The sequence below is a fragment of the Clostridioides sp. LIBA-7678 genome (assembly GCF_056716065.1).
In genome coordinates, this window is record NZ_CP196987.1 from 1689383 (window position 1) to 1707807 (window position 18425).

An 18425-nucleotide genomic window follows, 5' to 3' on the forward strand; every position below is an offset into this window, starting at 1 on the left:
AATGAAAGTCTGAATTGGTAAAAAGTTTTATATTAACTATGTGGTATGTAAATGTCGTAAACATTACAAAGAATAGAACTAGAATCAACGTTTTATATTAACTATGTGGTATGTAAATACTAAAGACATAAGGTATTATCCAAGCAGTAAAACCAAGTTTTATATTAACTATGTGGTATGTAAAGAAGAGTTTTTTGGTTTCTGATTTTAAATATTCTTTTTGTTTTATATTAACTAAGTGGAGAATTTAAAAAGTTACAATGAGTAGAAGAAGATTTCTATTTATCGTAACTTTTTTGTTGCAAATTTAAAATTATAATAGATTATAAAAATTATTATAAAAAGATAGTTTTATAAAAAAATATAATAAAAAACTCGATTAATAATACTTTTAATTGGAAAAAACTTCCAACTGTCTACAAAATTCGATTTTTTTATTACAATTACGCTTTTTTTATTGCATTAGCAAATCAAAAGTATTATTATGTAAGTAAGATAATTATCTAAGACAATTCTGAATAATCTAAAAATAATTTGGGGGTTGAAAGGGTGTAATTATATAAACTTTATTAAAAATTGTTGGGAGTTTTTAACTAAAAATAAGAACATAAGTTCTTATGATAGGGGGATATATATGTATAAGTCAAATGAAAGTATTAATGAAGAAGAACGAATTAAAAAGACCATGGAAGAATTAGAGTTATTATTAGAATTGGATGTTGAGTTTTTTGAAAGTTTATTAAAAAAAATAGAAAGAGAAGAAGATTATATAATACAAAATAGTGGAGCAATAGAAGGAGCAGAACCGACATTATAAGAAGGTTCTTTTTTAATATCAAAAATTAGGAGGCTTGCATGAATGAAGAACTTTTCAAAGACAATTTGAAACGACATGAGGTAACAATAAATAAACATAATGATGAAATAGACGAATTAAAAGTAGCAAATATAGAGTCTAAAGCAGAGTTAAAGGCACTATGCGAGAATTTAAACTCACTTACAAGTATGCTCAAATGGCTAATTGGAACAATGATTACAACACTTGTAGGATTCTTTATATTTGCAATACAGAGAGGAATATTTTAATTAGGAGGTTAAATAAATGGATAATTTAATAAGTTTTATACCAGAGCAGTTGCTAATTTTAGTAGCTGCTCTTTATGTTATAGGAGCAGGTTGTAAGAAGTATAAACAACTAGATAATAAATATATTCCAGTAGTGTTATTAACACTTGGGATAGGTTTCTCAGTATGGATGTTAGGATTAAATGCTGATGCAGTCTTACAAGGTGTAATTTGTTGGGGTATATCAATAGGTATAAATCAAACTTACAAACAATTAAAGGAGGAAAATAAACAATGAAAATATGCATTACAGTAGGACATAGTATTTTAAAAAGTGGAGCATGTACTTCTGCTGATGGAGTAGTTAACGAGTATCAATATAATAAATCTCTTGCACCAATATTGGCAGATACATTCAGAAAAGAAGGGCATAAGGTAGATGTAATAATATGCCCCGAAAAGCAGTTTAAAACTAAGAGTGAGGAAAAGTCTTATAAAATACCTAAAGTTAATAGTGGAGGATATGACTTACTTATAGAGTTACATTTAAATTCAAGTGGTGTAGGAGCTTTTGGAACAGAGGTATTTTACTATAGTGAAAAAGGGAAGGAATATGCACAAAGAGTAGTAGATAAACTATCTAAACCTTTCATAAGAAAAAAAGGAGATAAAGAAGTAGGTAATAGAGGAGCTAAATTAGATAAAAGTTTATATATTTTAAATAGTTCCAAACCTACAGCAATATTAATAGAAAGTTTCTTTTGTGACAATAAAGATGATTATGAGAAAGCTAAGAAGTTTGGGTATGAAGGTATTGCTAAGTTAATTGTAGAAGGTACATTGAATAAAAATATAAGTAATGAGGGAGTTAAGCAAATGTACAAACATACAATAGTTTATGATGGAGAGGTTGACAAAATACCTGCAACTGTAGTCGGTTGGGGTTATAATGATGGCAAAATATTAATATGTGATATAAAAGATTATGTACCAGGTCAGACAGAGAACTTATATGTTGTAGGTGGAGGAGCATGTAATAAGATAAGTTCTATAACCAAAGAAAAATATACAATGATAAAAGGTAATGATAGATTTGATACACTTTATAAGGCGTTAGATTTTATCAAATAAGAAATCAGAAATAAAAAACTGAGAAAAAATTATTATTGGAAAATATGAAAAAATGAATTTGAAGAGAAGGATCATTAACATGAATAAAAAATTAAAAAAATATTTTATAAATATTTCTTTTGTTAAAAATTGTAAAAAAAAATATATTTTATGCAAATAGAATATGGTTTCATTGATAAAATATAATTTTAGACTGTACATTTGTAGTATTTATAATATAAATATTTCGTCAATTCACTTTATTATTATAGAATGAAAAAAAAATGAAAATATGTCTAAATATAGAATTTGAAAAATAAAAATTAAATGATATAATTAAGAAAATTATAATTAAAAGAGGAAAAGGGGGACATATTATTATGTTTAAAAAAGCAAAAAGGATAATTACATTAGCAGCAATGATATCAATGGTTGGGGGAAGTATTTTAATTGGGCATGCAGATGAAGAAAATACATACTCTCCAGAAACAGGAGAATTACCTTATCAAGGTTTAGAATTAAATGTAAGCCCAACAACACGTAGCGCAGAACCTAGAACGTATACTTATAAGTATTCAGGGGAATTTAAGAATTATACTCAATCAGGTGCATTTGTATCAACAGGACGCCAAAAAATAATAGATGGCTATCAACGAACTAAGACAGCTACAGCTTCAACAGGCGTACAATATCAAATAACAACAAAACAAGGTTCAAAACTAAAATATGTAACTAGAACAGGAGTTTATAATGGAAATCTTTCTATAGATTTGGCTCACAATGATACAGTTGGGTCTGACCGTAGACTTAGATTAGCTAACTATTATAATTTATCATTTGATGATCCAAATGCACCAGTACAATCTGCATCAGGTCAATTTAACTATCGTTACTAAAATACAATAAAATATTTAATAATAAAGAGGCTTATCCAAATGTAAAGAAGCCTCTTTATTCAAAGGATAGTATTATTATTTATTTAAAATTTATTATCTAAACAGATTAATAATAATTATATTGAAGCTTAGATAAATTATTAATATAAACACTTCTAATAGTGTCACTAAGTATCAGGATAAGTGTTATATGCATAATTATTGATATTATTTGTACTGAATATATACTAATTATAAAATTCAGAAAAATATATATGCTTAAATTAAGGATTATTTTTTAAAATAGGGGCATGAATATGAAAAAATTGACTATATTATTGGGAGCATTACTCATATGTTCAGTATTAATATTTTCTCAAAATAGAGAAAGTATAAATGGATTAGTTTTGTATAAAAGTGAAGTTTCTAGTTATGACACTTTAAAAAATTATTTAAAAAAAGAATTAAATATAAATCTAAAAGTAGACTATGTTATAGATGATAATGAAATTTCAGAAGAACATGATTTTTGGGAATATCCTAAAGTTCAATTAATAAACAAATTAAATAATAATAATAACATTGATTTACTATTAGATATTCCAAATGAATATTTAAGAGATTCTATGAAAGGTGAAAAATTATTAAAGTTAGATAATTATATAGATACACACAACATTTATCCTGCAATAATAGATAAATCCAAGGAAATAGGTAATGGTAATATATATTTTATTTCACCATATTTTTCATCAAATTTTATTATGATAAATGAAAATCTCTTTGAAAAGTTAAATGTACCTATTCCAAACGAAATAAGATCTTGGCAAGATGTTTTAAAAATATTAAAGGATATTAAAAGTTCAATAAAAGATAATAATATTAGTGATATTTATCCTTTGTCATTAGGTATGAATGGCACAGAAAGCTTTTTTCAGGATTTTGAAGTTCTAACAACACCATTTAATTTATCCGTAAAATCAGAAGGAACTATTTATGGTGATGATAAATGGATGGATGTATTTACATTTTTTATGAATTTGTATAAAGATTATGGTATACATAAAACAATAAATACATCTGATATGTTTATTGATGACAAGATAGCTATGAAATTTATTCAAGGAATTGAAATAATGAATTATAAAGATTCTATGGGTAAATATAAAGTTTTTGAAATTCCTTCTTATAAAGGGTTTAAAGATAAAATTTATCTAAACACTACAGATATATCAATACCTGCTAACGCTTCTAACAAAGAAAATGCACTAAAAATATTAAATCATTTTCTTAGTAAGGAATTTGCTAATAAAGGTGTTGATGGTAGATTATTTGGGATGTATCCATTTGTTAGTTATGTTGATAAGGAAATTCTTGATAAGTGTAGAGATTTTTATAACTTAAAAAATCCAAATATTTTATATCCAGATAAACCAGGATATGCAAACAAAAACGAATTTATATTATTTAATGATTATGTTAATTATCAACAATCACAAAGAGAAGTTATACCCAATATTATTAATGGAAAAATAAGTATTGAAGATGGATTTAAAGAAATAAAAGATAGATATTCTAAAAAAACTATCAAGAATATTTCTAAATAGCCTTTAAAATCGAGTTAAATAGGTCTTTTTAACAACATAAATTATATGATATAATAAAAAAATAGAAGTGTATTCGCAGTACACTTCTATATCTGTAACTAAGCATTCTCATGTTGGGGAGTGCTTTTTTCATTTCTCCAAACAACCTTGTTTTTTTCATCTGTAATTATCAAATCAATCTCATTACCTTTCAAAATCTCTGTTGCAGTACAAATAAGATTATCTAAGTCAAAACTTCGAGTTATTTCTAGTTGATTGTTATTTACTACTCTTTTTAGTATATAAGTCTTAAAACACATTTATATCACTCCTTAAGCACTAAGACATTCTTGTAAGCATTTTTCTGCTTCTTCTAATGTAGAAAATTCATCAACGTATTGGTCGAAGTTTCTAATATATTCAGTTTTATATTTAGTGCTATTCATTTCCATAAAAGCAATAGTTTTACCATTGTCGTAGTAGCGACTTATTACGAAATATTTTTCAATATTAGATATACTTTCTTTATCTTCTATAACTAAGTCTTTAGCACTAAAATTAGGTGCCATGCTATAATTTCCTATTCTTATGTATTCGCAATCATTATTAAATCTAATTTTAGCACGTCTAACAGTATCTTCTTCTTTATAAGTTATAGTTTTATCAGTTCTTTTAATAACCTCTATAGTGAACACACAGTCATAGTCACATACATTTCTTGTTGTATAAGTTTTGCCAATTTCAAATTTCATCATCTTAAATACCTCCAATAATTATTTTGTTAAGCATATTGTACACTATAAAGTGTCGTTTGTAAATATAAAAATGAAATTATTTAGTTTTCTTTGTAAAATAAAAATGGATAAAAGAAACTATATAGTGTATAATTGTATATAGAAAAGTGAGGTGTTTGGTATGTCAATTTCATTTGGAGAAAAGATAAAGATAATATTAAAAAGAAAAAATATAACTATAGGTGAGTTAGCTGAAAAAACAGGACAAACAAGACAAAATCTTTCAAATAAATTTTCAAGAGACAATTTTTCAGAAAAAGAAATTAGGGAATTTGCAAATGTGCTTGATTGTGAATTTGATTTTTATTTTATTATGAATGATACAAAAGAAACTATTTAATATAACTATATTAAAATAATATTTTAAGGGGATTTGTTAATGAGAAAAATTTTAATAGGATTTGCTATTTTACTTGTATTATCAGCAATAGTTATTGGAACACCCATAGCAATAGATAAATATTTACCACCAAGTAATAATGGAGCTTTATTTTCCTTTTTGGGAAGTTATTTAGGCGGAATTTTTGGAGGATTAGCAACTTTAATTGGGGTTTTGTATACTATCAAATCTAGTGATAAGTCAAGAAAAGAAGAAGAGGATAAGAAGGACCCATTTATAGTACCTTTGGAAAAAACATTACTAGTATGTAAAAATCCAGAAGATGAACATTTTAAAATAGAACATTTAGAAAATGATGTTAATTATGGAAGCGGTTCAATTTATATTGATTTTATGAACCTGGGTGAAGAACATGGTCTTTATGTTTCTATGGCTTGGAATCAACCAAGTAAAAAGGATAAGATTGATTTTTTTAACAAGTATAAAGAAAATCAGTATCTTGAAGCCGTGTTTAATTCAGTATGTGTTTCAACAAATCCAGATAAAAGAGAAAATATATTTCAAGTAATAAAATCATGCAAATTTGAAGAAATAAAGAAAACATATTTATTTGTGAGTTGGAATATGTTAATAATATTTTTAACAAAATATATTTCAATAAAAAATAAAGAGTTAAAGATTGATAAGAGCTACGAGAATATGCCATTAGGAGAACTTGAAATAAATTGTAAAAATGTTCAAGGAAAATTAGTGCAAAAAAAATATTCAATTTTAGGATATCTTTGTAATAGAACTATGGAAGAAAATGGAGAAGAAAGTTATCTTCTAAATCTTAGTTTTAAGTTAATTGATGAAAAATGATATTTGATAATTGTAAAATCATGTTATAATTAAAATGCAAGAATATATCTTGCAAGAAACTACAATCTAAGGGCGAAAGTTTTCAGAAATCACCTTCATATGAAAGGGGGTGAGTATATGAAAACACTTATGTTTATACTTGTTATAGCGTATTATATTACTATTATAATAAAATCTATTACAACAATAGTAAAGTCTATAACAAGATTATTAGATTCTATAAGTAAATTAAAAGAATCTTTACATAAACTAAGAAATCGTCCTGACGGCAATCAAGACGATTTCAATGAATAAATCATTACTTAAATTATTTTGAATTTGAAACTTCGCTCTAGGCTAATAGATTGTAGTTTCTTTTTTTATTTTTGATGCGATTTTACATCTTTATTATATCGCATTTTAACAAAAAATAAAACTGTGAATACTAGAAATATATTTTATTTTATCTCTAAGTATATATATTATTGCCCACCTAAAAAACTTTCATAAAAACAAAAATAACTATATGTTTTTGGTAACAGGAGGACATAATTTATAAGAATTTTATAAATATTAGCCCCTATAGCTTTGCGTCACTAAATTCCTCTAGTTTTACCAATTTAGTATTATTCTGCAATTAAAACAATGCAATAGAACTAATTATTATTCAACATATGTGTTTGAAAATTGAATAAGTTTATAGATATTAATAATATTTTTTATATATAAAAACAAACTAAATAAGTAGAATAAATGGTAAATTTTACCTGTAGTTTTTGTATTAAAAAGCTCCTATTATTAGTTTAAGTTAGACTAAATGAGGAAGTGACATACAAATGGAGCAGCAAGAGGTAATGGCTAAATTGCGTAGAGGGGAACTATTGTTAATGGAATATATGTGGAGGAAAAAGTCTATTCTATATAAAAAAGAAATAATCTCGGCAATGCAAGAAAGGTATAAATGGAGAAAAAGTACTACAGAAATTCTCCTAAAAAGATTAGTAAAGATGAAAGTATTAAAAAAGAAAATAGTGAGTTTTAAATCTAATTATGAGGTGCTAGTAACTAAAAAAGAATATTTAAACGCTATAAGAGAAGAAAAAAATATAAATATAGATGATGATTTTTTTACTCGAATATTTACAACTATACATAGAAGGAATCAAATGATAGAAGAAAAATTTAAAAAATTCATAACAAATATAAAAGATATGATAAAAAGACAAGTTTGAGTTTTATAGAAAGAAGGGATATATTATGATAAATAAGAAATTACCAGATGCAGAACTAAAAATCATGAAGTTTATTTGGAACTCAAGTTATAAAACTGTAATATCGAAAGATGTTGCAGATGAGATAGAAAAAATATATGGTTGGAAACATACAACTACAATTACGCTTTTAACAAGGTTAACTAAAAAAGGTTTTTTAATCTCTCAAAGAATTGGAAAACATGTACACTATACAGTGTTAGTAAAAGAAAAAGAATATTTAAAATTAGAAGGTAAAAGAATTTTTGGAGGTTTACATAACAATCCTCTATCAGAACTGATTTCAAAGCTACACGATGGAGAAGAAATAACAGAAGATAAAATAGCAGAAATAGGAGAATGGATAAAAACTTGGAAAGATGAAGATTGATGTATAAAAAGGTAGCACTTATATTAAGAGCTACCTTTTTATTGTTGTTGATAATTTTGTGGATAAGATGTGGAAAAGTTATATAAAAATTGTGGATAAAATATTTTACTGACATCTAACTGACATTTAAACTTTGAAATTAAAAATATATTGATTTTCTAAAATAATAACTACTTGATTTAACCAATAATAAAGAATATAGTAACTATATAGACAACAAAACGAAAAGGAGTGTATAACCCTTGGAAAAACAGTATTTTACCACAGGAGAATTTGCAAAGTTGTGTGGAATATCTAAACAGACATTAATTTTTTACGATAAAATAGGGATTTTTTCTCCAGAATATAAAGATAAAAATAATTATAGATATTATTCGGTTTATCAATATGATACATTAGACATATTACAATCATTAAGGGAAATAGGAATGAGTCTAGAGGAAATAAAAGAATATATACAAAATAGAAGTCCTCAACTTTGCGTGAAAATGCTTAAAGAAGAAGAAAAAAATATAAGAGAAAAAATAAAAAAATTAAGAAAAATAAGTTCAAAGATACAAAACAGAATAAATACAACAGTTGAAGGAATTTCTAAAATGAATAGTGAAGAAATTTATATGTCTAAAAGATTTGAGGAATACTTAGTCTTATCAAGTGACTTGACTAGTATAAGTAATGGCGATTTCATGATGGAATTAATAGATTTCACTAATTACTGTAAATCAAAAAATTTGTATCAAGGATATGAGTTAGGAGCAATGGTAAGTAATGAGAATATAAAAAATGGAGACTACTTAAGCATAGCAAGTTTCTATTTGAAAATAGATAAAAAAATAAAAGAAAAAAAGTTATATATAAAACCAGAGGGAATATATGCATGTATAAAGCATATTGGAAAATATGAAGACTCATATAAATCTTATGAGAAGTTGAAAAAATATATATATGAGAATGAATATAAAATTGTTGGAAATTCATATGAGGAGAGTATACTCGATTTCTTTTGTGAAAGTAATGAAGATAATTATATGACTGAGATTTCAATCCAAGTATCTAGATAAGAATCAAAAAGAGATATATTCAAACATTAAGTAATTATACTTAGTATTGAGTATATCTCTATATTTTATAATAGTATATAAAGGTTTAAACAGTATCTATAAGGTACATTTAATGTCAGTAAATACTAATTATATGAATAAATTGTAAATTGTAGTTGTTAAAAAACAAACAACAAAAGCAAGTACAGTAGGCATTAAGAATCCTAAGGCAGTCCATTTTAGACTTCCAGTTTCTCTTTTTATTGTTAAAAGTGTTGTTGCACAAGGCCAGTGTAGTAAACTGAACAGCATAACATTTAAAGCTGTCAAATAAGTCCATCCATGTTCTCTAAGAACTTGACCTAAAGCACTAAAGCTATCTAATTCTATCATAGAACCAGTTGCTAGGTAAGCCATCAGAAGTATAGGTATAACTATCTCATTTGCTGGGAAACCAAGAATAAAAGCCATCAATATAAAACCATCAAGACCAATTACTTTAGCTAAAGGGTCCAAAAAATTTGCAACATGTGATAATATGCTTAAATCTCCTATATAGATATTTGCAAATATCCAAGTTATTACACCAGCAGGTATGGCTACCATTACAGCTCTTCCTAAAACAAATATTGTTCTATCTATTATGGAAGTATATAAAGTTCTTCCTATTTGAGGAACTCTATAAGGGGGAAGTTCCAATGTAAAAGTTGAAGGAACTCCTTTTAATAATGTCTTAGAAAGAGTATAAGAAACTAACAATGTTATTAAAACACCTAAAATTATCAATAAAGTTATACAAAATGCAGTTGCTATACTTGATACAAAAGAGCTAGTTATAACTGAGCTAAAAAATATTGTAGATATAGCTATCAGAGTAGGAAAACGACCATTACAAGGTACAAAGTTATTCGTAAGTATAGCTATAAGTCTTTCCCTTGGAGAGTCAATTATTCTACAACCAATGACTCCAGCTGCATTACATCCAAATCCCATACACATAGTCAAACACTGTTTACCATGTGCACAAGCTTTTTTAAATAGGTGATCTAAGTTGAATGCAACTCTTGGCAAATATCCAAAATCCTCAAGCAAGGTAAATAATGGGAAGAATATTGCCATAGGAGGTAACATTACAGAAATTACCCATGCTAAGGTTCTGTACAATCCTAAAACCAACATATCATTTAACCATGATGGACAGTTAATACTATTTAACACGCTTGAAATACTTGGCTCAAATCCAAGTAGCAAATTAGACAGTAAAGTGGATGGATAGTTAGCACCTTCTATAGTAATCCACAATATAGTACCTAATAATAAAAGCATTATTGGAAGCCCAAATACTTTGGATGTTAATATTTTATCTACTTTTTCTTCTCTATCAGTTGATTTTTTAGGAATGTTAGAAGAACATTCCTCACTTAATTTTTTAGCATAATCATAGTTAATCTTAGTAAATTCATCTCTGATTTTCTGTTTATTTATATCATTTGGAACTTTTTTCTTTACTTCATTAATAGCATCTATTGAATCTTTATCTATATAGTTGCTCATAGATTCAAAAATACTTTCATCACCATCAATAAGTCTAAGACCTAACCATCTAGAATTTATATTTGGCATGATGTTATCCAATTCTGGCTGAATTGATTTTACCATATCTTCTATATTTTCACTATATTTTACAGGTTTATTATTGAACTTATATTTATCAAAAGACACATCATTTAAAGTATCTAATAGTTCATCCATACCAGAACCACTTCTTGCAGCAGTTAAAACAACTGGAATGCCAAGAGATTCCTCTAGGAGTTCTGTATTTATAGTAATTCCTTTTTTCCTAGCTTCATCTATTAAATTTATACATAAAATAACTTTATCTGTAAGTTCCATCACTTGAAACACCAAATTTAAATTTCTTTCAAGACATGTAGCATCACATACTACTATTACTGCATCTGGATTACCAAAACATATAAAATCGCGAGCCACAATTTCTTCTTGTGACAAGGCAAATAGAGAATATGTTCCTGGCAAATCGATTAATGCATACTCAGCATTTTTATATTTAAAATTACCTCGAGCTGTAGCTACAGTCTTTCCTGGCCAATTTCCAGTATGTTGTCTAAGCCCTGTAAGATGATTAAATACAGTACTTTTACCTGTATTTGGATTACCAGCCAATGCAATTACAAACTGGTCTTCTTTGTTATCTATATCAAACATGTCTTTTAAAGAACTCATTTTGGTTGAGTTGTGTGTCAAACCCATATTAATATCCTCCCGCTAGAAAATTTTAAATGTCAGAAACTAATATTAAGCTACTTTCTTCTTGTCGTAGAGCTATCTTACTACCTCTGATTTTGTAGACAGTTAAATTGTTTTTTGGACCTTTTCTAACTACATCTATAACAGCTCCTCTAGTAAGACCAAGCGCTAACATTCTTTCTCTTAAATTACCACTGGACAATATATCTTCAACTTTAACAGTTTTTTTCACTTGAATGTCGTTAAGGTTTTTCATAGTAGCACCTCCATGCATGAAATTTAGCCTGAGCTAATCTTCTTATTTTAAACTATGCATTATATTATTACCTTGTTACTTTCACAAAAAAAAGATAGGCAAGATGCCTATCACAAAGTTGGGTATAATTCTTACTTTTGGGGAAAGTAGAATATAGAATAAAAATTAACATTTTGAATCTATATAATTATTGAATCTTAGTAATAAAAAAAGCCAGAAAGCAAAAAGCCTTCTGACTCCATATAAGGTATTTTCAAATACCTAAATATCAATTCAATATATTATTTATACTTAAATTATATATTAACAATATTAGCTTGTCAACACTGTAATCTCATTTTAATGTGTTCAATGCCAGCTTCGTCATACACTTCTGATATTTCTTTAAAACCACAAGATAAATAAAGATTCTTTACATAAGCTTGTGCTGATAAAGTTATATTGTTTTCATGTAAATTAATCTTTATAAAGTCTATAGCACAATCCATCATTTGTTTTGCTAACCCATTTTTTCTATGACTAGAGAGAACCAAAACTCTACCAATAGAAACATCATCATAAGAGCTATATTCTCTAGGTATTATTCTAGCATAAGCGCAAATCAATCCATCTTCTTTTAAAAATATGTGATAAGAGTTTTTATCTATATCATCATAATCGTTTAATGAAAATATTTTTTGCTCACAAGCAAATACTTCATATCTTGATTTTGCTATTTCATAAAACTCATCTAAATTTAAATCATTAAAGTGTTTAATTTTAAACATAGTAACTACCTCCTAGTGTCTTAAAAAACTGAATATTAAGATATATTATATCATTTCTAATATAGATACTTTCATTAAAATTTATATTTATTAAAAATATTTTAAAAAAGTGATATACTATATTAAAAATAAAGTTTTAATTAGAAAATTTATGATTTATGGAGGACTTGTTTTGAATACTACTAAAAAATTAACTGAAGCTGCTTTATTGTCATCTTTATTTATAGTAGTGACAATTATAGCTGTGGGTACTGGATTTGGATATGCTATTTATCTAGATTTTATAGTACCAATATTTTTTTGTATAATATGCTTAAAATGTGATTTAAAGTACACTGTTTTATCTGGATTTACATCACTTTTAATAATTTCTCTAGTACTTGGAAATCTCGGAACTGCTATTTGGGCAAGTCAGAGTGTATTACTTGGTATAATGTGTGGTTATTTTATAAATAAACCTACAATGGTGATGGATGATTTAGTATATGGTTCAATATTTGGAATAATTGTAATGGTTTTTATTGATATATATGCTTCAGCATTAATAGGTTATAGCTTTATGAAAGAATTTCAGGGATATAGTAAATTAATTTATTTTAATGGATATGCAAATATTATTTATTATTTGATGATAACATTGTTTCCATTTGGGATGGTCTTTTGTATATATTTTTTAAGTTTGATTTTGGGACATAAATTGCATATATTAGGTTCAAATTCTTTAAAAAAATATTTGATATTTAAAAACTTTAGAAGTCTAAATCAATTTTTATGTTGTTCTAAGAAAGTTTTTTACATATGTGTTTCTTATTTAGTGATTTTTAAAATTTTAAAGTTATTAAATATTAAAGTTGATTTTGTTTATTTAAAAACAATCTTAATATCAATTGCTTACTTATGTGTTTATTTTATAGTTAGAGATTCATGTATGTCGTTGCAAAATTTTATAATATCTAAATTTAGAAAATTATTATATGCTAGAATTTCTTTTTTAATAATAATTTTATTATTATTTTTTATGTTTAATGTGACTATGGTTGGTTTAATAATAGTAAATGCGTTTTTAAATAAGAAAATAAATATAAGATTGAATCAGACTAATATTGTCAATAAACAAATTAATATCTTGATTGAAAATAAATTTTAGATATTGGTAAAAAATATAAAAAGATAGTATAATGTAAAAAAACATGTATATAATAATAAAAAAGGTTGACAAAATGTAAAAATAATAATATATTATGAGTAAGTTAAGAAAAAATTCTTGTAATTGATGAAATAATCTGAATATATAAATGCTATGAAGAGAAGAAGTAGAGCTAAGTTTTATTTAACAGAGAGTTCCAGTTTGGTGAAATGGAATAAATTGATTTAGTTTGAATACATCTCAGAGCACTATCTCTGAAAGATAACAACCATTAAGAGATATCGGAGTAGTACACGTTATAGTACTTGGGTATATATAATTATACTCTAAGAGATTAATATCGTGAGATATTGATGAACTAAGGTGGTAACACGTAAGCAATGCTTTCGTCCTTTTAATAGGATGAAAGCTTTTTTTATTATAAAAATAAAAATTAAAGATTATATAAATATTTTAGGAGGAATGAAAAATGAAATCGATAGACGAGCAAATACGAATAATTATGAAAGGTGTAGACGATTTAATAGATGAAAAAGAGTTAAGAGAAAAGCTTATTAAATCAGAAAAAGAAGGAAAACCTATGATAGTAAAATTGGGTCTAGACCCAAGTGCTCCAGATATACATTTAGGGCATACAGTAGTTCTTAGAAAGATGAAGCAACTACAAGATTTAGGTCACCAAATAGTAATAATAATTGGAGACTTTACAGGTAAAATTGGAGACCCAACTGGAAAATCTAAGGCTAGAAAGGCTTTAACAACAGAACAAGTTCTTGCAAATGCGAAAACTTATGAAGAACAGATTTTCAAAGTTTTAGATAAAGAAAAAACTATTGTAAGATTTAATAGTGAGTGGTTAGCTAAATTAAATTTTGAAGATGTAATAAAATTAGCAGCAACTATTACTGTTGCAAGAATGTTAGAAAGAGAAGATTTCAAGAAGAGATATGAAGGGCAAATGCCAATATCAGTACATGAATTCTTCTATCCATTAATGCAAGCATATGATTCTATAGCGTTAGAAGCTGATATAGAGCTTGGTGGAACTGACCAAAGATTTAACTTATTGATGGGAAGATCATTACAAAGAGAGTTTGGTATGGAGTCTCAAATAGTAATAATGATGCCTTTAATAGAAGGATTAGATGGAAAAGAAAAAATGAGTAAGAGTTTAGGTAACTATATTGGGATAGATGAAGAAGCAGGAATAATGTACCAGAAATCTATGGAAATTCCTGATGAACTTATAATTAAATACTATAATTTAGTAACTGATGTTCATCCTGATGAAGTTAATAAAATAGAATCTCAGTTAAAAGACGGTTCAGTAAATCCAAGAGATATAAAAATGAACTTAGCGAGAGAAATAGTTACATTATATCATGGAGAAGAATCTGCTAAAGAAGCCGAAGAAAGATTTAAGTCTGTATTCCAAAAAGGTCAAATACCTGAAGATATACAAACAATTCAAGTTAAGGAAGAAGGATTTGATTTAATTGAAGTATTAGTTGCTAATGAGATTGTTAAGAGCAAGAGTGAAGTTAGAAGATTAGCTTCTCAAGGTGGAGTAAAGGTAAATAGTGAAAAAGTAGAGGATTTAAGTGACATTGTTAAAGAAAGTGAATTAGTTGTTCAAATAGGAAAGAAAAAATTTGTAAAAATTGAACTAGTAAAATAGATTAAAATAAAAGGGATGTCTCTATTTTGAGACAACCCCTTTTTTATTATATTAAAATCTTAAATTGATAACCATTGTCTTTAAAATATGTTATAATTTGGTCTAACGCATTTACTGTTTCTTGTTTTCCATAAGTATCATGCATTAAAAGAACAACCATTTCTTTACCTTCAGAAGATTTTTTTGCATGTTCAAATAACTCTTGAGCATTTTTCTTTTTACCTTCTGCATCAGCATTTAAAGCATTCCAATCAATTGATGCCATATTTTTCTCTTTTAAGTAGTTACCTAGAGGCTCCATATTCTTCCAAGACATATATCCACCTGGGCATCTAACTACATTTGATGAGAAATTCTTTCCTAAAACTTTTTTCATAGCTTCATCAGTTTTGTTAAGTTCATTTACGAATGTATCAAGATTTAGGCTTCTGCCAGGATATAGTTTTTTATAGTCGTGAGTGTAAGAGTGATGAGCTATTGCATTTCCTTCATCAAATGTTCTTTTTAAAATTTCATTAGCACCATTTCTTTCAAGTGAATCACCTTTAATAAAGAAAGTTCCCCTAACACTATGTTTTTTTAAGATATCTAGGACTTGTGGAGTATTTGTAGTAGATGGTCCATCATCAAATGTAAGAAAGACTATCTTTTCTCCATTGTTTGAATAGTCGTATTTGCTAAGTTTATCCCAAACTAATTTTGCATCATATCCATATTCTTTTGTAGCTTCTTTTTTTGCACCAATAATAGGTTCGTTTTTTTCTTTTTCGATTCTTTCTTTTTCCAGCCTTTCAGCTTTAAGTCTTTCTTGAGTTTCTTTAATTTCTTTTTTTCTAGACATATCCGCCCATGCCATAGAAAAAATACCAATAACTATTACAACAATTATAGTAAGTGTAATAGTTTTCTTTTTTCTTCTTTTTACCATAAGTACAGCATTCCCCCTTTTGTCGAATTGTATCAAAAATATATTATAATTATATCGAAGAAAGTAGAAAAAGTAAACCGACAAAGTTGTAACTAAGATAACCAAAGTGTAACTTATTTGACATTATTTGCATAATATGAATATATAATATACTGAAGTTATCTATAAAAAAATTTAGTATAAGTAAAAAAAATAAAAATTTATTAAAAAGGTGTTTACAAAAAATGATTAATATATTACTGTTAAATAGTGGATATAAATCTGAGCTCATGATAGATATAAATCTGGATTTAAAATACTGAAAAAATTTACTATATTTTTATAGTAATGCTTATAGAAAAACTCTCTTGCTGTTTAGGGGGTTTATAATTTTGCAAAAAAATAAAAAGGAGGGGGCTTTATTGAAAAAATACTTTGGAGAAATAGGACTAATATTTATAGCAATTATATGGGGAAGTGGCTTTGTAGCAACCCAATTTGCATTAGACGGTGGGCTTACACCTCTACAAATCATAACTTTAAGATTCTTCTTAGCAGCCGTAATTATGAACTTACTGTTTTTTAAACAGATTCGTGCTAGTATGGGAAAAAAATTGTTAAAGGCAGGAGGACTTTTAGGAATATTTTTATTCTTGGCTTTCACAGTGCAAACTATTGGACTTATGTACACTACACCATCTAAGAATGCTTTTATAACAGCAGCAAATGTTGTAATAGTTCCATTCATAGGATTTATAATTTATAAAAGAAAACTTGATAAGATAGGGATAATAAGTAGTTTAGTAGCTCTTGTAGGGATTGGAATACTTTCTTTAGAAGCAGATTTTTCTATCAATTTTGGAGATTTACTAACACTTATATGTTCATTTGGATTTGCATTTCACATATTCTTTACAAGTGAGTTTGCAAAAGATAATAACCCAATGGCATTAACAGCTGTTCAATTTACCGTAGCATTTTTAATGTCTTTAGTAGTTCAGACATTTGCAGGGCAATTGAAAATGGAAGCTGAATTATCTGGATATATGGGAACTATATATCTAGCTATATTTAGTACTACAATAGGATTTTTGTTCCAAACTATATGTCAAAAAAGAGTTGATGGAACTAGAACAGCTATAATATTATCTACAGAAGCTGTATTTGGTACTATATTTTCTATAATAATTCTAAAGGAACTTATTACAGCAAAATTGGTTATTGGTAGTATATTAATATTTGTTGCAATCATAACAGCAGAAACTAAATTATCTTTTTTAAAGAGCAAAAAAGTGAAACTTAAAGATTCAAAAGAGTCTTCATTAGAAAGTATTTAATAAGACAGTTATTTCCTAATTAATCAAATAAACTATGTATTATGTAGAAATTTGACATCAAAACTTGGTTGATACTGGTGTTTCAAAGTGATAAAATTAATTAGGAAATAAATTTTATTTTTAGTGTTTAAACTACAAAGCCGGGGGTATATATATTCTTGTAGCAAGTTATTAAACTTAAAAATAAAAATTTAATTATATAAAATTGGGAGGAAATTAATTATGAAAAAATTTGTTTGTACAGTATGTGGATATATACATGAAGGAGATGCTGCACCAGCACAATGTCCAGTATGTAAAGTTGGAGCTGATAAATTCGAAGAAATGAAAGGCGAAATGGTTTGGGCTGACGAACATAGAATAGGAGTAGCTCAAGGTGTAGATGCAGAAATAATCGAAGGATTAAGAGCTAACTTTACTGGTGAATGTACAGAGGTAGGAATGTACTTAGCAATGAGTAGACAAGCTGATAGAGAAGGTTATCCAGAAGTAGCAGAAGCTTATAAGAGAATAGCTTTTGAAGAAGCTGAGCATGCTGCTAAATTTGCAGAACTTCTTGGAGAAGTTGTAGTTGCAGATACAAAAGAAAACTTAAGAGTTAGAGTTGACGCTGAGTATGGTGCAACTGATGGAAAATTAAAATTAGCTAAGAGAGCTAAAGAATTAGGATTAGATGCTATACATGATACAGTACATGAAATGTGTAAAGATGAAGCTAGACATGGTAAAGCATTCTTAGGATTATTAAACAGACATTTTGGAAAATAATAATTA

Annotated in this window: 22 protein-coding genes, 1 CRISPR repeat array, 1 riboswitch and 1 other annotated feature (1 of these 25 cut by a window edge); of the genes, 16 read left to right on the top strand and 6 right to left on the bottom strand. The window is 26.8% G+C overall.

What is annotated here, in order from left to right:
* Positions 1-185: a CRISPR direct-repeat array (repeat unit 29 nt; unit sequence GTTTTATATTAACTATGTGGTATGTAAAT) (it extends 1224 nt beyond the left edge of the window).
* Positions 186-634: 449 nt separating this feature from the next.
* From ACTG46_RS08210 to ACTG46_RS08235, 6 genes are all read left to right on the top strand, one after another.
* Positions 635-817, top strand: coding sequence for a hypothetical protein (locus ACTG46_RS08210; RefSeq protein ID WP_479923917.1), 183 nt, complete (start codon positions 635-637; stop codon positions 815-817).
* A 38-nt stretch (positions 818-855) separates the two neighbouring features.
* On the top strand, positions 856-1086 hold the full coding sequence (locus ACTG46_RS08215) for a hemolysin XhlA family protein (protein ID WP_021384792.1): 231 nt from the start codon (positions 856-858) through the stop codon (positions 1084-1086).
* Positions 1087-1102: 16 nt separating this feature from the next.
* On the top strand, positions 1103-1363 hold the full coding sequence (locus ACTG46_RS08220; protein WP_479923918.1) for a phage holin family protein: 261 nt from the start codon (positions 1103-1105) through the stop codon (positions 1361-1363).
* Complete coding sequence (locus ACTG46_RS08225) at positions 1360-2196, top strand: N-acetylmuramoyl-L-alanine amidase (protein ID WP_479923919.1); 837 nt, start codon at positions 1360-1362, stop codon at positions 2194-2196. Before ACTG46_RS08220 ends, ACTG46_RS08225 begins: the two co-directional genes overlap by 4 nt.
* Before the next feature lie 359 nt (positions 2197-2555).
* Positions 2556-3071, top strand: coding sequence for a hypothetical protein (locus ACTG46_RS08230; protein ID WP_167640270.1), 516 nt, complete (start codon positions 2556-2558; stop codon positions 3069-3071).
* A 296-nt stretch (positions 3072-3367) separates the two neighbouring features.
* On the top strand, positions 3368-4657 hold the full coding sequence (locus ACTG46_RS08235) for an ABC transporter substrate-binding protein (RefSeq protein ID WP_054272105.1): 1290 nt from the start codon (positions 3368-3370) through the stop codon (positions 4655-4657).
* Positions 4658-4755: 98 nt separating this feature from the next.
* On the opposite strand, the gene ACTG46_RS08240 is transcribed toward ACTG46_RS08235, so the two are convergent.
* Positions 4756-4956: a hypothetical protein gene (locus tag ACTG46_RS08240; RefSeq protein WP_479923920.1), complete on the bottom strand. Its 201-nt coding sequence runs from the start codon at positions 4954-4956 to the stop codon at positions 4756-4758.
* A gap of 12 nt (positions 4957-4968) precedes the next feature.
* Positions 4969-5391, bottom strand: a complete 423-nt coding sequence (locus ACTG46_RS08245; RefSeq protein ID WP_479923921.1) for a hypothetical protein — start codon at positions 5389-5391, stop codon at positions 4969-4971.
* Between the two features lie 160 nt (positions 5392-5551).
* Here ACTG46_RS08245 and ACTG46_RS08250 point away from each other — a divergent pair, with 160 nt between their 5' ends.
* The 6 genes from ACTG46_RS08250 (at position 5552) to ACTG46_RS08275 (ending at position 9312) form a co-directional block, all read left to right on the top strand.
* Positions 5552-5770, top strand: a complete 219-nt coding sequence (locus ACTG46_RS08250) for a helix-turn-helix transcriptional regulator (protein ID WP_479923922.1) — start codon at positions 5552-5554, stop codon at positions 5768-5770.
* Positions 5771-5809: 39 nt separating this feature from the next.
* The gene (locus ACTG46_RS08255) at positions 5810-6631 is read left to right on the top strand and encodes a hypothetical protein (RefSeq protein WP_479923923.1); all 822 of its coding nucleotides are present in this window, start codon (positions 5810-5812) and stop codon (positions 6629-6631) included.
* A gap of 117 nt (positions 6632-6748) precedes the next feature.
* Entirely contained in the window at positions 6749-6925 is a 177-nt protein-coding gene (locus ACTG46_RS08260; RefSeq protein ID WP_021385485.1) for a hypothetical protein, read from the top strand.
* A gap of 216 nt (positions 6926-7141) precedes the next feature.
* Positions 7142-7237, bottom strand: a riboswitch (cyclic di-GMP riboswitch).
* Positions 7238-7446: 209 nt separating this feature from the next.
* Complete coding sequence (locus tag ACTG46_RS08265; RefSeq protein ID WP_223195559.1) at positions 7447-7842, top strand: BlaI/MecI/CopY family transcriptional regulator; 396 nt, start codon at positions 7447-7449, stop codon at positions 7840-7842.
* 25 nt (positions 7843-7867) lie between these two features.
* Positions 7868-8251, top strand: a complete 384-nt coding sequence (locus tag ACTG46_RS08270) for a BlaI/MecI/CopY family transcriptional regulator (protein WP_223195560.1) — start codon at positions 7868-7870, stop codon at positions 8249-8251.
* Between the two features lie 242 nt (positions 8252-8493).
* Positions 8494-9312 (top strand): MerR family transcriptional regulator, encoded by an 819-nt coding sequence (locus ACTG46_RS08275; RefSeq protein ID WP_479923924.1) that lies wholly within the window; start codon positions 8494-8496, stop codon positions 9310-9312.
* 129 nt (positions 9313-9441) lie between these two features.
* Here the strand turns inward: ACTG46_RS08275 and feoB are convergent, their stop codons facing one another.
* The 3 genes from feoB to ACTG46_RS08290 form a co-directional block, all read right to left on the bottom strand.
* Complete coding sequence (feoB, locus tag ACTG46_RS08280) at positions 9442-11562, bottom strand: ferrous iron transport protein B (protein ID WP_054270010.1); 2121 nt, start codon at positions 11560-11562, stop codon at positions 9442-9444.
* 25 nt (positions 11563-11587) lie between these two features.
* Entirely contained in the window at positions 11588-11815 is a 228-nt protein-coding gene (locus tag ACTG46_RS08285; RefSeq protein WP_003420037.1) for a FeoA family protein, read from the bottom strand.
* A 320-nt stretch (positions 11816-12135) separates the two neighbouring features.
* On the bottom strand, positions 12136-12582 hold the full coding sequence (locus ACTG46_RS08290; RefSeq protein WP_054270011.1) for a GNAT family N-acetyltransferase: 447 nt from the start codon (positions 12580-12582) through the stop codon (positions 12136-12138).
* A 172-nt stretch (positions 12583-12754) separates the two neighbouring features.
* Here ACTG46_RS08290 and ACTG46_RS08295 point away from each other — a divergent pair, with 172 nt between their 5' ends.
* Together ACTG46_RS08295 and tyrS are read left to right on the top strand one after the other, a co-directional pair.
* Complete coding sequence (locus tag ACTG46_RS08295) at positions 12755-13729, top strand: DUF2232 domain-containing protein (protein WP_479923925.1); 975 nt, start codon at positions 12755-12757, stop codon at positions 13727-13729.
* A gap of 144 nt (positions 13730-13873) precedes the next feature.
* Positions 13874-14126, top strand: a binding site (T-box leader).
* A 72-nt stretch (positions 14127-14198) separates the two neighbouring features.
* Complete coding sequence (gene tyrS / locus ACTG46_RS08300) at positions 14199-15407, top strand: tyrosine--tRNA ligase (protein WP_054276514.1); 1209 nt, start codon at positions 14199-14201, stop codon at positions 15405-15407.
* A gap of 46 nt (positions 15408-15453) precedes the next feature.
* Here the strand turns inward: tyrS and ACTG46_RS08305 are convergent, their stop codons facing one another.
* On the bottom strand, positions 15454-16335 hold the full coding sequence (locus tag ACTG46_RS08305; protein WP_054270014.1) for a polysaccharide deacetylase family protein: 882 nt from the start codon (positions 16333-16335) through the stop codon (positions 15454-15456).
* A gap of 371 nt (positions 16336-16706) precedes the next feature.
* On the opposite strand from ACTG46_RS08305, the gene ACTG46_RS08310 reads away from it, so the two are divergent.
* Both ACTG46_RS08310 and ACTG46_RS08315 read left to right on the top strand, forming a co-directional pair.
* Positions 16707-17651, top strand: a complete 945-nt coding sequence (locus tag ACTG46_RS08310) for a DMT family transporter (RefSeq protein ID WP_167640859.1) — start codon at positions 16707-16709, stop codon at positions 17649-17651.
* Between the two features lie 222 nt (positions 17652-17873).
* Positions 17874-18419, top strand: coding sequence for an NADH peroxidase (locus tag ACTG46_RS08315; RefSeq protein WP_009889371.1), 546 nt, complete (start codon positions 17874-17876; stop codon positions 18417-18419).
* Positions 18420-18425: the final 6 nt, after the last annotated feature.